Annotated in this window: 15 protein-coding genes and 1 tRNA gene; 7 read left to right on the top strand and 9 right to left on the bottom strand. The window is 68.2% G+C overall.

The genetic code is table 11. The features are described from left to right. Positions 1-118: 118 nt before the first annotated feature. The 4 genes from Q0066_RS08415 to Q0066_RS08430 all read right to left on the bottom strand — a co-directional run bounded on the left by Q0066_RS08415 (position 119) and on the right by Q0066_RS08430 (position 5,177). Positions 119-1,612: an FGGY-family carbohydrate kinase gene (locus Q0066_RS08415; protein ID WP_298131950.1), complete on the bottom strand. Its 1,494-nt coding sequence runs from the start codon at positions 1,610-1,612 to the stop codon at positions 119-121. Positions 1,613-1,799: 187 nt separating this feature from the next. Further along, positions 1,800-2,843: an alcohol dehydrogenase catalytic domain-containing protein gene (locus tag Q0066_RS08420; protein ID WP_298131952.1), complete on the bottom strand. Its 1,044-nt coding sequence runs from the start codon at positions 2,841-2,843 to the stop codon at positions 1,800-1,802. A 200-nt stretch (positions 2,844-3,043) separates the two neighbouring features. Continuing rightward, positions 3,044-4,672: an L-glutamate gamma-semialdehyde dehydrogenase gene (gene pruA / locus Q0066_RS08425; protein WP_298131953.1), complete on the bottom strand. Its 1,629-nt coding sequence runs from the start codon at positions 4,670-4,672 to the stop codon at positions 3,044-3,046. Positions 4,673-4,706: 34 nt separating this feature from the next. Next, positions 4,707-5,177: a VOC family protein gene (locus tag Q0066_RS08430; protein ID WP_298131955.1), complete on the bottom strand. Its 471-nt coding sequence runs from the start codon at positions 5,175-5,177 to the stop codon at positions 4,707-4,709. A 157-nt stretch (positions 5,178-5,334) separates the two neighbouring features. Between Q0066_RS08430 and Q0066_RS08435 the strand changes: the two genes are divergently transcribed. The 5 genes from Q0066_RS08435 to Q0066_RS08455 all read left to right on the top strand — a co-directional run bounded on the left by Q0066_RS08435 (position 5,335) and on the right by Q0066_RS08455 (position 9,439). Further along, on the top strand, positions 5,335-5,832 hold the full coding sequence (locus tag Q0066_RS08435; RefSeq protein ID WP_298131957.1) for a hypothetical protein: 498 nt from the start codon (positions 5,335-5,337) through the stop codon (positions 5,830-5,832). Positions 5,833-5,897: 65 nt separating this feature from the next. Then, positions 5,898-6,782: an ABC transporter substrate-binding protein gene (locus Q0066_RS08440; RefSeq protein WP_298131958.1), complete on the top strand. Its 885-nt coding sequence runs from the start codon at positions 5,898-5,900 to the stop codon at positions 6,780-6,782. Positions 6,783-6,812: 30 nt separating this feature from the next. Beyond that, positions 6,813-7,664, top strand: a complete 852-nt coding sequence (locus tag Q0066_RS08445) for an amino acid ABC transporter permease (RefSeq protein WP_298131960.1) — start codon at positions 6,813-6,815, stop codon at positions 7,662-7,664. Positions 7,665-7,668: 4 nt separating this feature from the next. After that, positions 7,669-8,442 carry an amino acid ABC transporter ATP-binding protein gene (locus tag Q0066_RS08450; RefSeq protein ID WP_298131961.1) on the top strand — a complete coding sequence of 258 codons (774 nt, stop codon included), beginning with the start codon at positions 7,669-7,671 and terminating at the stop codon, positions 8,440-8,442. Positions 8,443-8,449: 7 nt separating this feature from the next. After that, entirely contained in the window at positions 8,450-9,439 is a 990-nt protein-coding gene (locus Q0066_RS08455; protein ID WP_298131963.1) for a DMT family transporter, read from the top strand. On the opposite strand, the gene Q0066_RS08460 is transcribed toward Q0066_RS08455, so the two are convergent. The 3 genes from Q0066_RS08460 to Q0066_RS08470 all read right to left on the bottom strand — a co-directional run bounded on the left by Q0066_RS08460 (position 9,408) and on the right by Q0066_RS08470 (position 10,512). Further along, positions 9,408-9,713, bottom strand: coding sequence for a hypothetical protein (locus Q0066_RS08460; protein WP_298131965.1), 306 nt, complete (start codon positions 9,711-9,713; stop codon positions 9,408-9,410). The two genes, Q0066_RS08455 and Q0066_RS08460, sit on opposite strands and share 32 nt — an antisense overlap. Beyond that, a complete protein-coding gene (locus Q0066_RS08465; RefSeq protein ID WP_298131967.1) occupies positions 9,710-10,357 on the bottom strand; it encodes a GntR family transcriptional regulator in 648 nt (215 codons plus the stop codon). The genes Q0066_RS08460 and Q0066_RS08465 overlap by 4 nt, the downstream gene beginning before the upstream one ends. Before the next feature lie 72 nt (positions 10,358-10,429). Beyond that, positions 10,430-10,512 (bottom strand) — tRNA-Leu (locus tag Q0066_RS08470). A 105-nt stretch (positions 10,513-10,617) separates the two neighbouring features. Between Q0066_RS08470 and Q0066_RS08475 the strand changes: the two genes are divergently transcribed. Next, positions 10,618-11,235 carry a response regulator gene (locus Q0066_RS08475; protein WP_298131968.1) on the top strand — a complete coding sequence of 206 codons (618 nt, stop codon included), beginning with the start codon at positions 10,618-10,620 and terminating at the stop codon, positions 11,233-11,235. Between the two features lie 451 nt (positions 11,236-11,686). Here Q0066_RS08475 and Q0066_RS08480 read toward each other — a convergent pair whose 3' ends face one another. Together Q0066_RS08480 and Q0066_RS08485 are read right to left on the bottom strand one after the other, a co-directional pair. Next, positions 11,687-12,445: a putative protein N(5)-glutamine methyltransferase gene (locus Q0066_RS08480; protein ID WP_298131970.1), complete on the bottom strand. Its 759-nt coding sequence runs from the start codon at positions 12,443-12,445 to the stop codon at positions 11,687-11,689. Next, positions 12,442-12,846, bottom strand: coding sequence for a PaaI family thioesterase (locus Q0066_RS08485; RefSeq protein WP_298131973.1), 405 nt, complete (start codon positions 12,844-12,846; stop codon positions 12,442-12,444). The genes Q0066_RS08480 and Q0066_RS08485 overlap by 4 nt, the downstream gene beginning before the upstream one ends. Before the next feature lie 88 nt (positions 12,847-12,934). Between Q0066_RS08485 and Q0066_RS08490 the strand changes: the two genes are divergently transcribed. Further along, the coding region (locus tag Q0066_RS08490) for a 5'-3' exonuclease H3TH domain-containing protein (RefSeq protein WP_298131974.1) at positions 12,935-14,192 on the top strand (1,258 nt) is incomplete at its 3' end.

Here is a 14,192-nt window from a genome sequence, read left to right on the forward strand (position 1 = left end):
CAACGGGCCACCGCTGGTTGAGCTTGTCGAAACCCTGGTGACCGATCTCGGCAAGCTCGATCAACGACCAACGGACGCGACCACCGAGGTGGTCGCGTCCGTCGTTTGACTGCAAGGGCTAGTCGGCGAGCTGGTGGTCGGCCAGGAAGTGCGCGACGTCCTTGGTGGCCGGGTAGAGCTCGAGGTACTTGCCGAAGAAGTCGTCGTAGAGACCCTTGTTCTCCGGATCGGGCTGGACGTGGGCCGAGACCTTCATCCAGCTGGTCGACTCGTCCGCCTCGCCGACGTTCTGGGCCGAGATCAGGGCGTCGCCGTAGCTGGCGCCGATGGCGAGCTTCGGCAGCACCTGCTCGATGCCGCAGACGTCCGACATGATCTGGGTCCACAGGCCGCCCTTGGTGCCGCCGCCGACCGCGACGAACCGCTTGCCCTCGCCGCCGGCCTCCTTGATGGCCTCCAGCAGATGCCGGGTGCCGTAGGCGGTGGCCTCGAGCAGCGCCCGGTACAGCTCACCGCGGGTGGTGCTCAGGGTCAGGCCGGCGATCACGCCGCGGGCCCGCGGATCGCTGATCGGCGTCCGCTCGCCGGCGAAGTAGGGCAGTGCCAGCAGGCCGTTCGAGCCGGGTGCGACGTCGCTGGCCTCCTCGGACAGCACGGCGTACTCGGTGCCGCCGCTGATGTCCTTCAGCCAGGTGGTCAACGCACCGGACGCCGACAGGCCGCCCGCCAGCGCGAAGGTGTCGCGGTACAGGCCGGTGATCGCCCACAGGTTCGGGTGCGCCATGAACTGGCTGGCGACCAGGTTGGCGACGATCGTCGAGCCGTACATCAGCATCACGTCGCCCGGATCCTTCACCCCGACGCTGAGCGCCTCGCTGAAGGCGTCGGTGGTGCCCACGCCGACCGGGATGCCTTCGGGCAGGCCGGTGAGGGCTGCGCCCTGGGCGGTGATGTAGCCGGCGATCTCGTTGGAGTACTTCAGTTCGGGCAGTTGCAGGCCCGGGGCCACCATCTCGCACCACTCCGGGATCCAGTCCTGGGTCTTCGGCGAGTACATCGGGTCGAACATGGACGCCGACAGGTGGTCGAGCACGTACGCACCGGTCAGCTTGAACGCCACATACGACTGGGCCATGAAGAAGTACTTGGTCTTCTCCCACACCCACGGCTCGTTGCGCACCGTCCACAGGAACTTCGGACCCTGCGACTGCGAGGTCAGCACGTTGCCGCAGCGCTCGATCAGCGCCTCGGTGCCCAGCTTGTCGGTCAGCTCGGCGACCTCCTTCGAGGCGCGGGTGTCCACGCCGTACAGGATCGCCGGACGGAGCGGCTTGCCGTCGCCGTCGGTGAAAACGCTGCACGGGCCGATGCCCGAGGTGGTGATGCCGACGACGGGACCGGTCGCCTTGTGCAGCAGGTCGGCGGTGATGGCCAGGAAGTCGGCCCACCAGACCTCGTCGGCGTCGTGCTCGACATGGCCGGGCTTCGGCATCGAGGTGCGGTGCGGCTTCTCCGAGGTGGCGATCACCTTGCCGTTCAGCCGGGCGAGGACGCCCTTCGAGCTGCCGGTGCCGAAGTCGATCCCGATGACCAACCTCTTGTCCTTCGCCATGGTGGCTCCTTTCTGCGAGCAACATTGCTCTCCTGGGAGGACGCGACGTTGCTGCCTCCCCACCCTGAACGGTATTCGATGCGGCGCGTTGCCGGGAGGGTCCGACCGCGGAAAGGGACAAATTACGTGTGGTAACCCACAGGTTCTGTGGGGTTGGCGGTGATTCGGCGGGCTTGGCGCCGATGGGTCAGTCGGGAACCACCGCCACCTTGAGCCCCTCGCGGGTGGCCACGAACTCGATCGCTTCGGCCGCCCGGGACAACCCGAAGGTGTGGGTGAGCAGCGAACCGGTGTCGATCGCACCGCTGGAGAGCAGCCGGATGGCTCGGGCGAAGCTCTCCCGGCCCGAGTTCGAGGCGCCCACCACGGTCAGTTCGCGGTAGTGGATCAGATTCGCGGCGATGTTCGACCAGCCCTCGCCGGCCAGGCCCGCGAAGATGCTCACCCGGCCGCGCTTGCGCACCATGCTGAGGCATTCGTTGACGAGTTCGGGCAGCCCGATGCAGAGCACCGCGACGTCGGCACCCGCGCCTCCGGTCTCGTCCCGGACGACCTCCAGCAGATCCTGGGTGGCCGGGTCGACGATCACATCGGCGCCCGACGCGGCGGCGCGGCCGCGCCGTCCGGCATGCGGCTCGGAGATGATCACCTTCGCGGCACCGGCGAGCCGGGCCAGCTGCAGATGGATCATGCCGATCGGGCCGGCCCCCAGGATCACCACCGTGTCACCGACCTCGACCCGGTAGTTGTCCAGCCCGTTGAGGCAGCAGGAGAGCGGTTCGGCCAACGAGAGCTGCGCCGGCTCGAGGGTTGCGGGTGCCTTCATCAGCAGACCCTTGGCGACGGCGACCCGCGGCATCAGCATGTAGTCGGCCAGCCCGCCGTTGACGTCGTAGCCGACCAGGTGCACCCGCTCGCACAGGTGCTCGTAGCCGCGCCGGCAGGGACCGCACAGCCCGCAGATCAGCGACGGCGGCATCGCCACCAGGTCGCCGATCTCGAAGTTCCGGACGCCGTCGCCGACGGCGTCCACATGGCCGGAGACCTCGTGACCCAGCACCACGCCCAGATCGACGCCCTTGGTCTTCTCGCCGCGCAGGATCCGCAGGTCGGTGCCGCAGACCGTGTTCGCGCCGACCCGGATCCGCACCTCACCGGGACCCGGCTCGGGGGTGGCGATCTCGGTCAGCCTGGCCGGGGCGGACGGCCCGGCGAAAGTGAAGGCGCGCATGACGATGACTCTCCCTTCGCTGAGCGGCGCGGATCGCCGCCTCGAAGGGGAGCCTACGCAGTAGCGGCCGCGGAGAACGCCAGGTTCGCGTCGGGTGGCCGTTCCTCGGTCGTCCGTCCACCGGCCGACCGAGCCGTGTCCGGCCGGCGACCCGGGGGTTCCCCGCGGCCGGAACCGGGTGGGCCGACGTCCGAGCCCGGTCAGTCCATATGCGGGTAGCGGTGGTCGACCGGGGGAACGAAGGTCTCCTTGATCACCCGGGGGCTCGTCCAGCGGAGCAGATTCTGTGGGGCCCCGGCCTTGTCGTTGGTGCCGGATGCGCGGGCGCCGCCGAAGGGCTGCTGCCCGACCACGGCACCGGTGGGCTTGTCGTTGAGGTACAGGTTGCCCGCCGCGAACCGCAGCAACCGGGTGGCGGAGGCCAGGGCCGTCCGGTCCCGGCCGATCACCGAACCGGTGAGGGCGTACGGCGAGGCCGCCTCCGCCTGGCCCAGGACGGCGTCGAAATCGGCGTCGTCGAAGACGTGCACGGCCAGGATCGGTCCGAAGTACTCGGTACGGAAGACCTCGTCGGTCGGGTCGTCGCCGAGCACGATCGTCGGCCGGACGAACCATCCCACCGAATCGTCGAGCCGGCCGCCGGCGGCGACGGTGAGGCCCGGCTGCGCCTGAGCGCGCTCGATGGCGGCCCGCTGCTTGGCGAACGCACGGTCGTCGATGACGGCACCGAGGTAGTTGCCGAAGTCTCGGGGGTCGCCCATGGGCAGTGCCTCGGTCGCGTCGATCAGTTCGCCGCCCATCCGGTTCCAGACGCTCCGCGGCAAGTAGGCCCGCGACGCTGCCGAGCACTTCTGACCGGCGTAGTCGAAGGCGCCACGGATCAGGGCGGTGCGCAGCACGTCGTCGTCGGCGGACGGGTGGGCGATCACGAAGTCCTTGCCACCGGTCTCCCCGACCAGCCGCGGATAGCTGCGGTAGCGGCCGATGTTGCCGCCGACCTCGCCCCACAGCCGGTGGAAGGTGGCGGTCGACCCGGTGAAGTGGATTCCGGCCAGACCGGGATCGGCGAGCGCGACCTCGGAGACCGCCAGCCCGTCGCCGGGCAGCATGTTGATCACACCGGCGGGCAGCCCGGCCTCCTCCAGCAATTCCATGGTCAGGCTCGCCGCCAACTGCTGGGTGGGCGACGGCTTCCACAGCACCGTGTTGCCCATCAGCGCGGGCGCGGTGGGCAGATTGCCGGCGATCGCGGTGAAGTTGAACGGGGTGATCGCGTAGACGAAACCCTCCAGCGGGCGGTGATCCAGGCGGTTCCACACCCCGGGGCTGTTGGCGATCGGCTGTTCGCCCAGGATCTGCGCGGCGTAGTGCACGTTGAACCGCCAGAAGTCGATCAGCTCACAGGCGCTGTCGATCTCGGCCTGATAGGCGGTTTTCCCTTGCCCGAGCAGGGTGGCGGCGTTGAGCCGTTGCCGCCACGGGCCGGCCAGCAGGTCGGCGGCCCGCAGGAACACCGCGGCGCGGTCGTCGAAGGAGAGCTCGCGCCAGCCGGGTGCGGCCGCCTGGGCGGCGGCGATGGCATCGGCGGCGTCGGCGGTGGTGGCGGCGCCCAGCACCCCCAGCACGTGCTGGTGGTCGTGCGGCTGGCTGACGGTGATCTGCTCACCTCCGCCCGGCCGGTGCCGGCCGCCGATGACGGCGTCCATCGGGTGCTGCTCGGCTTGCAGCCGGTCGATCTGGGCCAGGAGTTCGGCCCGTTCGGGCGAACCCGGTGCGTAGTCGAGCGGGGTCTCGTTGATCGGAAGCGGGGGAGTGGTGGCGGCGTCCATGGCTGTTCCTTTCGGTTCGGAGCGCTGTGCCCGGTCAGTACCGGTCGGACTCGGACGTCGTGCCGGCGCTGGTGCGCCGCACCTCGAGCGTCACCCCGGTCTCGGCACGGGTATCGAAGTAGGCGAAGCCGGAGCCGTCGGCGCGCTGGCCCTTCGCGATGACGTCCAGGCCGAGCCGTCCACCGGTCGCGACGGCCTCAGCCAGGTCGGGAACCTCGAAGCCGAGGTGGTAGACGCCCTCGCCGTGGGCGTCCAGGAAACGACGCTGCGGAGTGTCCTCGGGGCCGGGCTGACAGAGCTGCAGCTGGAAGTTCTCGAAGTCGTAACACTTGTACCGCATGGCCGCCGAACCGGCCGGGTCGGGGACGTCGTACTCGACGTAGGCTCCGCCTTTGGGGTAGTCGAACCAGGGACCCACGCCGAGCCGCTGATAAGCGGAAACGGCGCGGTCGAGGTCATGGACGACGATGCACACGTGGTGCAGCTGGGTGAATAGGTCGCTCATTTCGGGTCCTTTCTGCCGGACGCACGCGGTCCGGGTCCGGGGTGTGGTGCGGGAGCGCGGATGCCTCGAGCCGCTGCACGCTCTAGGCAATGTATACCAACTCGTGTACGGTTCACCATACAGACGACGCACGGTGCGTCGTCGGGAGGAGACCCGTATGTACTACTTCGGCTACTGCACGTACCTGCTCGACTCCGAGCTGCGTAAGTACCTGCCGGAGGCGGTGACGGTCACCAAGGCGACCGCGCCCAACCATCAGATCCAGTTCCGGGCGGCGGGCGACCGCACCGACCGGGGCTGGTGCCACCTGGCCGACGTCGGCACCCTCGGCAAGACCGCGAGGGGAATTGTCTTCGAGGTCAATGACGATCGCGTCAAAGATGATTTCGACGACTTCGACATCATCTTCCTGACCGTCCGCGGCGACGACGGTGAGACCTATGACGCGTTCACCTACGTGCTCTCGCAGCCCGGGCAGCCGATGCGGCCGCCGCGGTTCTACTGGGAGCGCGTGCCCAACGGCCTGGTCGAGCAGGAGTTCCCGCTCGACTACCGCAGCGAGGTCCAGGCCATCTTCGACGCCGCCGCCGAATGCCCCGATTTCGACCGTCCGGCACCTGCCGTGGCGCCCGGTCGCTCGGCGGACACCCGGTGACCGGCCCGACCCACCCCTACCACGAAAGAACAATCCGCTTATTCGCCTCAAGGAAAGAGACCACCATGTTGCGTACCCTTCGTGCCGGTCTGACCGCGGCGGCTGCCGTGGCGTCGGCCTCTTTGATGCTGACCGCATGCGTCGGCCCCAGCAGTAGCAGCAGCGCGTCACCCTCGGGCTCGACGGCCGAGGTCCATACCCTCACGCCCGGTGTCCTCAAGGTCGGCTCCCAGCAGTCGTACATCCCGGGCGAGTTCTTCGAGGAGGGCAAGGACAACGTCCAGGGCTTCAGCGTCGACTTCATCGATGAGATCGGCAAGCGGCTCAACCTGAAGGTCGAGTGGCAGCAGGTCGACTACTCGGCCATCATCACCGGCCTGCAGTCGAACCAGTTCGACATGGGATCGGGCGGCATGAGCCCCAACCCCGATCGGCTGGCTCAGGTCGACATGGTCGGCTACTTCCAGTCGGGCGCCACCTACATTCTGCGCAAGGAGGACGAGGGGAAGTACAAGACCTCCCAGGACTTCTGTGGCAAGAAGATCGGCATGCTCGAGGGCTCCACCACGCTGCAGGCGGCGATCGCCAAGGAGAATGAGAAGTGCGGGGGGAACCCGATCCAGATCGAGCCCTACACCAACACCAACCTCGGCGTTCAGGGGCTGCTGTCCAAGCGGATCGAGGCTTACACCCCCGACGTGGCGCAGAGCCAGTACATCGTCAAGCAGGATCCGAAGAACCTGGTCACCATCGGTGACTACGTCCTGGTGGACTACCTGATCAACTACACGTTCACCAAGGAGAACACCGCGCTCCGCAACGCGGTGTACAACACCCTGCAGGAGATGATGACCGACGGCAGCTACGACAAGATCCTCACCAAGTGGGGCATCGACCGTGGCGGGTTGAAGAAGCCGGCGTTGAACGGTGATCTCAATGCGACGCCGTGATCGACTCGTCGTAAAGCGGGCGGTCTTGCCATGACGGCCGCGACCGAGGCGTCCAAGGCCGTCTACTTCCCGGTGCGGTCGAAGTTCCCGTGGGGCCAGTTCCTCCAGGCGGCGGTGGTCATTGTCATCGTCGGCTGGGTGATCGTCAGCTTCGTGGTCTCGGGAGTCTTCGACTTCGCGACGGTGGCCCGGTACTTGTTCGGCCCGCAGATCTGGGCCGGCCTGTGGGGCACCGTCAGCCTGGCCACGTTGTCGACGGCGATCGCTCTGGTGCTCGGCACCCTGGTCGCGCTGATGCGGATATCCAGCAACCGGGTGCTCTCGGGAGTGGCCGCGGCCTACGTGTTCTTCTTCCGGGGAACACCGATGCTGGTCCAGTTGCTGATCTGGTTCTACGCCATCCCTCGGATGATCGGCCAGGTCCGGATCGGGATCCCGTTCACCGACGTGGTGTGGGTCGACCAACCGGCGAGCGTGTTCTTCACGCCGTTCATCGCGGGTCTGTTCGCGCTCTCGTTGGCAGAGACCGGCTACATGGCCGAGGTCGTCCGTTCGGGCATCCTCGGTGTCGACCAGGGCCAGCGCGACGCCGCGGCCGCCCTGGGCCTGCCGCGCAGGAAGATCACCACCCAGATCGTTCTTGTGCAGGCCTTCCGGATCATCCTTCCGTCGGCCGGCAACCAGTACATCATGATGATCAAGAACACCTCCCTGGCCTACACCATCGGGTACATGGAGCTGCTGCTCACCGTGAGCCGGATCTACTACTCCAACTTCAAGTACCTCGAACTGCTGCTCGTCGCGGCGTTCTGGTACCTCGTGCTGACGGCGCTCATCACGTTCCTCCAGCAGTTCCTCGAACGCAGATTCCCAGCGAGGTAGGGCGATGACCGAACCCAAACTGAAAATGGAAGCCCTGCACGTCTACAAGTCGTTCGGGGACGTCAAGGTGCTGCACGATGTGTCGGTCAGGGTCCATTCCGGCGAGGTGGTGGCTCTGATCGGGCCGTCCGGTGCCGGCAAGTCCACCTTCCTGCGCTGCGTCAACAACCTGCAGCCGATCGACTCCGGCACGATCGAGGTGGACGAGGAACTGATCGGCTACCGCAAGGTCGGCGACTACCTGGAGCCGTTGCCCGACAAGGAGGCCGCGGCACAGCGGGCCCGGATCGGCATGGTGTTCCAGAACTTCAACCTGTTCCGGCACATGACCGCTGTCGCCAACGTCATGTACGGGCAGATCGAGGTGCTCGGACGATCCAAGGCCGAGGCTCGAGCGTCCGCGATGGACGCCCTCAAGAGGGTCGGCCTGGTAGGGCGCGAAGACCGTTTCCCGGCTCAGCTCTCGGGCGGCCAGCAACAGCGTGTGGCGATCGCCCGCGTGATGGCGATGGATCCCACCATGATCCTGCTCGATGAGCCGACCAGCGCACTCGACCCCGAACTGAGGGTCGAGGTCGCCAACGTCATCAAGGGGATGGCCGCCAACAGGGCGACCATGCTGATGGCGACGCACGACATCCCACTGGTGCACGACATCGCGGACTACATCATCTTCATGGTGGACGGACGCATCGTCGAGGCCGGCTCCGCGGAGAAGATCCTCACCAACCCGGAGCACGACCGCACCCGTTCGTTCCTCACCGCGATGGAGTCCTGACACCACTGTGACCACTTCGTCTCAGCCCGGCGTGGTGCGGGCGGATCGTCCGCTCCACGCCGCGACCGGCCCGGTGACCCCGGGCCGCGTTGCGCTGTACGCCCTGATGACCACCGTGTGGGGGTCGAGCTTCTTCTTCACCGCCCTGGCCCTGAAAGCCTTCACGCCGTTCCAGATCGTCTTGGTGCGAATGCTGATCGCGACGGTCATCCTGGGCGTCGTCGTCGCGGTGATCCGGCCGCGCTGGCCGCGCACCGCGGCACTGTGGGGCCATTTCGCACTGCTCGGCCTGATGAGCATCGCGCTGCCCTACACCCTGCTCACCTGGGCTCAGGTCTGGGTGAATTCGTCCACGGCGATCGTGCTGTCGTCCACGACGCCGATCTTCGTCTTCCTGATCGCGACCCTCGGGCTGCGCACCGAGATGTTCGGGGTGACGCGGCTGGTGGCAGTCAGCATCGCCTTCGGCGGCGTGGCCCTGCTCACCCTGGTCAACCCGGCCGGCTCCAGCAACCTGTTCTGGTCGGTGATCATCGTGATCACCTCGGCCAACTACGCGGCGGCGAACGTCTACACCAAGCGCTTCGTGTCCGGCGTCCACCCGCTGCTCGTCGCCTTTCTGCAGATCGGCTTCGGCACCGTGTGGCTGCTCCCGGTGCTGCTGTTCACCGGAGAATGGCAGCTGCCCGCTGACGCCGCGTTGGTCTCGTGGCTGGCGCTGCTCGAGCTGGGGGTGCTCGGATCGGCCTTCGGCTACGTGATGTTCTTCTACTTCATCAGCACCTGGGGATCGACGATCACCAGCCTGAACACCTATCTGCAGCCACTGGTCGGGATCGCCCTGGGCGTGCTGGTGCTGGGGGAGCGGCCGGGCTGGCAGGCCTGGCTGGGCATCGGGATCGTGCTGGCCGGTGTCGCACTGTTCGGAATATCCACCTTCCGGCAGGCGGTGGACCGCCGACCGGTCAGGCCACCCGAGGGCCGAGGCGCAACGTGAGCTGGCCGGAATCCGCGCTGTCGGCGACCTCCCGGACCGGCCACAGCCCGGCCCCGACGTCGCTGCCGGCGGCGGTGCGGTAGGCCGGTGTCGCAAGCAACAGCTCGCCGTCGCGTGCGGTCAGCAACTCGGCCGCCAGCTCGACGCCATCGCTGAAGGCCAGCCGGACCTCGCACGGCCGCAGGGGCGGTGCGAGGCCGTGCGGCAGGCTCAAGCGGATGCCGCGGAACAGATGGCTGTACCCGGCGGTGAGCGGCAACGGCTGCTCGATCACGTGGCGTCCAGCCGCAGCGCGCGGGTGATGATGTCGGCCGTCCGCTGAACGTGGGTGCGGGCCACTGCGGCGGCGGCCCCGCCGTCGCCGGCGGCAAGCGCGGCATGGAGAGCGCGGTGCTCGTCGTTGACCAGCCGGATGTCCGCCTCGGTGAACACGATCGGGGCGTTGAAGTTCCAGTAGTTGATCATCGTGCCGCGCGCGGCATCGGTGAGCACGTGGTTCTGTGAAGACTGGGTGATCAGCAGATGGAACTCGTCGTTCATCTGGTTCACCTCGGCCCGCGATTCGGTGTGCTCCATCCGTTCCATCAGCTCGAGCAGTTTCGTCAAGGTCTCCGACGTGATCCGGGCCGCGGCCAACCGGGCCGCGGACGACTCGAACTCGACCCGTGCCTCGAGCAGTTCGACGATCTCGTGCGGCGCGTGGTCGCGGACCACCCAGCCCTTCTGCTGGACGACCAGGCCCTCCTGTTTCAGCCGCAGCAGTGCCTCGCGGACGGGGGTGCGACTGACGTGGAGCTGGTCGGAGAGTTCCTGCTCGACGAGCCGGTGGTTCGGGCGGTACTCGGCGCTCAGGATCGCGTTGCGTAGATGTTCGTGGACCGCGTCAGCCGCGATCGTCTGGGTCGATCGTCGGGCCACCGGATCTCCTTCGAAGGGGGTATACCGGGCAGCATACAACCGCTCGCCGTTCCGCGCTCGTGACCGAATAAGTGCCGAGGAGGGGAGTCGAACCCCTATGCCCTTGCGGGCAGACGGGTTTGAGCCGTCCGCGTATGCCATTCCGCCACCCCGGCTGGAGCCCTACGATCATGCCACATTCTCGTCGAGTGTGCCCGTCGGAGTAAGGTGCTCCCTGTGCCCGACCGGCCACCCGTCCCCACGACAGAAGAGGGCAGACAATGACGTCCGAAGCCGCACCCCCCAAGGGCCGCGCGAAAGTACTCGTTGCCGAGGACGAGGCCCTCATCCGGCTCGATCTCGTGGAATTGCTGACCGCCGAGGGCTACGAAGTGATCGGCGAGGCCGGCGACGGCGAGCAGGCGCTGGCGATGGCTCGCGAGCTGGAGCCCGACCTGGTGGTGATGGACGTCAAGATGCCGAAGATGGACGGCATCTCCGCGGCCTCGGCGATCGCCGAGGAGCGGATCGCGCCCGTGGTCATGTTGACCGCGTTCTCGCAGCGCGAGCTGGTCGAGCGGGCCCGTGAGGCCGGCGCGATGGCGTACGTGGTGAAGCCGTTCGACGCGTCCGACGTGGTGCCGGCGATCGAGGTCGCGATGGCCCGGCACGCCGAGCTGAAGGCGCTCGAGGACGAGATCGACGATCTGCAGGAGCGGTTCGAATCGCGCAAGATCGTCGAGCAGGCCAAGGGGCTGCTGATGGAGGGCCTGGGCCTGACCGAGCCCGAGGCGTTCCGCTGGATCCAGAAGACCGCGATGGACCTGCGCAAGTCGATGCGCGAGGTCGCCGAGGGTGTGATCGGCCACTCCAAGGGCGGCAAGAAGCCCCAGCGCTGAGCCGTCGGAGTCGTTGGCCGAGCTTGCCGGACCACATTCGGAGCCGCTCGCACCAGGCCCAACCATTCATTCGCACGCTCGCACATCATTCGCATACTCGCACGCGAATCAGTATACTGATCTGTATCCAATGCGAGGAGTGAGGAAAAGTGAATAGCGCAGAGGCATACGATCCCGTTCGGGATGGGCGCTTCTATCAAGGCATCAAGAGCGCGATCTGGTACGCAGTTGCCGGTCCCGTCGACCACGAATCAGGCGCGGAGGGCGGTGACCCGCGGGTCCTCCGCCGACTCATCGCCGCCAGATTCGACGGTCCGGGCGCCTGACCGGCTAGATCGAGAACTGCGCCGGTTCCACCGCATCGTCGGTGGGCCGGCGCAGTCGCATGTTCAGGTGTCGCCGGGGACGGTTCTTCTGGTCGCCGGGGACGGTTCTTTGCGGTCACCTACCGCTATCCGATTGGCAATGTCCCGACCACCGCGGTGGCGTCCAGGCCGTCATCGGTGTGGACGGCGGGCAGCAGCCCGGCGCGTTCGAAGAGGCTGACGGCGGGGCCGGCCTGGGCGTCCGACACCTCGATCAGCAGCCGTCCACCGGGAGCCAGCCAATCGCGGGCGGTGGCGGCGATCCGGCGATGGACGTCCAGCCCGTCGCCGCCGCCGTCCAGGGTGAACCGGGGCTCGTGATCGCGGGCCTCCGTGGGCATCAGCGCGATCGCCTCGGACGGCACATAGGGCGCGTTGGCCAGCGCCACCCGGACCCGGCCGCGCAACCGGGCCGGCAGGGCGTCCCAGAGATCGCCGTGCCAGACCGAGGCGCCGGGCAGGTTCCCGCGGGCACAGCGGACGGCGTCCGGGTCGAGCTCGGCGGCATGCAGCTCGATGCCGGGGACGCGGACGCGTAGCGCCATCCCGAGGGCGCCGCTGCCGCAGCACAGATCGACCGCCAGGTCACCGGCCCGGACGCCGTCCGCGGCCAGTCGGACCAGCAGCTCGGAGCGCCGCCGCGGTACGAAGACGCCGGGCGCCATCGCCACCCGGAGGCCGTCGAACCCGGCCCAGCCCAGCACCTGTTCCAGCGGTTCGCCGGCGACGCGGCGGGCCAGCAGCGGCCCCAGCGGACCGGGTGCGGCCAGCAGCAGGGCGGCCTCGTCCTCGGCGAAGACGCAGCCGGCCGCACGAAGGGCGGCCACCACGTCGTCCGGGTTCACTGCTTCTTCGGCCGGACCAGCGCGCAGGTGACCCGAGCGGTACACATCCGCTCGCCGGCGTCGTCGGTGAGCACCACCTCCCAGGTGCCCAGCCGGCCGCCGATGTGCAACGCGGTGGCTTCGCCGTTCACCCAGCCGGAGGTGCCCGGCCGGTGGTGGGTGGCGTTGATGTCGACACCGTACGCACGACCCGAGGGGGCTACCTCGGCGTAGGCCGACAGTGAGGCGAGGGTCTCGGCCAGCACGCAGGACGCGCCCCCGTGCCAGAGCCCGAACGGTTGGGTGTTGCCCTCGACCGGCATCCGGCCGCGACTGCGCTGCGGGCCGATCTCGAACAGCTCGATGCCCATCTTGTCGTCCAGGGCGCTACGGACGCCCTGGGCCCACTCCGGCAGACTCATGGCGCCTACGATTCCACATCGCTGTCGGGCCGTCGCCGGCGTCCGATGGCGTCCGCTTTTGTCGGCGGCCTCCGCTACCCTCGCATGGGTGAGTGACTCCCCGGGCACGCTGCTGCTGATCGACGGCCATTCAGTGGCCTACCGAGCCTTCTTCGCCCTGCCCGTGGAGAACTTCTCGACCACCACCGGGCAGCACACCAACGCGGTCTACGGCTTCACCTCGATGCTGATCAACGTGCTGCGCGACGAGCAGCCGACCCATCTGGCGGTGGCCTTCGACGTCTCCCGGCAGACCTTCCGCAGCAACCAGTACAGCGAGTACAAGGCGAACCGCTCGAAGTCGCCGGCCGAGTTCACCGGTCAGGTCGCGCTGATCAAAGAGGTGCTCGACGCGCTCAACATCACCCACGTCGAGCTGGACGGCTTCGAGGCCGACGACATCATCGCCACCCTCGCCCAGCAGGCAGCCGCGCAGGGCCTGAAGGTACTGATCTGCACCGGCGACCGCGACACGCTGCAGCTGGTCACCGACGACGTGACCGTGCTCTACCCGCGCAAGGGCGTTTCCGACCTGGCCCGGATGACCCCCGAGGCGGTGCTCGAGCGCTACTTCGTGCCGCCCGCGCAGTACCCCGAGCTGGCGGCGCTGGTGGGGGAGACCTCCGACAACCTGCCGGGCGTGCCCGGGGTCGGCCCGAAGACAGCCGCCAAATGGATCGGCGCCTACGACGGGCTGGAGAACATCGTCCGTCGCGCCGCCGAGATTCCCGGCAAGGCCGGTGAGTCGCTGCGCGCACACCTCGACGACGTGATCCGCAACCGCGAGTTGAACGCCCTGGTCGGCGACCTCGAGTTGGCGGTCACCGTCCCCGAACTGGAACGCCGCGACTGGAACCGGGAAGCGGTGCACACCGTCTTCGACGGCCTGGAGTTCCGGGTGCTGCGCGACCGGCTGATGGAGACCCTGCCGGCCGAGCAGACCGGGCCCTCCGGCGGCTTCGAGGTGGTCGGCGACGTGCTCGAGCCGGGCGCACTGGCCGACTGGCTGGCCGAACACGGCCGTGGTGAGCTCACCGGGCTCGACGTCACCGGAAGCTGGCGCGCCGGCGCCGGCGACATCACCGGGCTGGCGCTGGCGGCCGCCGACGGTGCCGCCTGCTGGCTGGACGTGACCGAGCTGACCCCCGAGGACGACAACGCGCTCGCCGCCTGGCTGGCCGACGACACTGCGGCCAAGGCGCTGCATGACGCGAAGGGGCCGCTGCTGGCCCTCTGGTCGCGCGGCTGGGAACTGAACGGGCTGGCCAGCGATACCCAGCTGGCCGCCTACCTGCTGCGGCCCGACC

Source organism: Micropruina sp., assembly GCF_027492755.1.
Lineage (GTDB): Bacteria > Actinomycetota > Actinomycetes > Propionibacteriales > Propionibacteriaceae > Micropruina.

Coding starts and splice junctions, on each gene's coding strand:
- Q0066_RS08440 (WP_298131958.1), top strand. CDS start 5,898: ATGTTGCGTACCCTTCGTGCCGGTCTGACCGCGGCGGCTGCCGTGGCG.
- Q0066_RS08445 (WP_298131960.1), top strand. CDS start 6,813: ATGACGGCCGCGACCGAGGCGTCCAAGGCCGTCTACTTCCCGGTGCGG.
- Q0066_RS08415 (WP_298131950.1), bottom strand. CDS start 1,612: ATGGCGAAGGACAAGAGGTTGGTCATCGGGATCGACTTCGGCACCGGC.
- Q0066_RS08430 (WP_298131955.1), bottom strand. CDS start 5,177: ATGAGCGACCTATTCACCCAGCTGCACCACGTGTGCATCGTCGTCCAT.
- Q0066_RS08435 (WP_298131957.1), top strand. CDS start 5,335: ATGTACTACTTCGGCTACTGCACGTACCTGCTCGACTCCGAGCTGCGT.
- Q0066_RS08485 (WP_298131973.1), bottom strand. CDS start 12,846: ATGAGTCTGCCGGAGTGGGCCCAGGGCGTCCGTAGCGCCCTGGACGAC.
- Q0066_RS08420 (WP_298131952.1), bottom strand. CDS start 2,843: ATGCGCGCCTTCACTTTCGCCGGGCCGTCCGCCCCGGCCAGGCTGACC.
- Q0066_RS08450 (WP_298131961.1), top strand. CDS start 7,669: ATGACCGAACCCAAACTGAAAATGGAAGCCCTGCACGTCTACAAGTCG.
- pruA (WP_298131953.1), bottom strand. CDS start 4,672: ATGGACGCCGCCACCACTCCCCCGCTTCCGATCAACGAGACCCCGCTC.
- Q0066_RS08475 (WP_298131968.1), top strand. CDS start 10,618: ATGACGTCCGAAGCCGCACCCCCCAAGGGCCGCGCGAAAGTACTCGTT.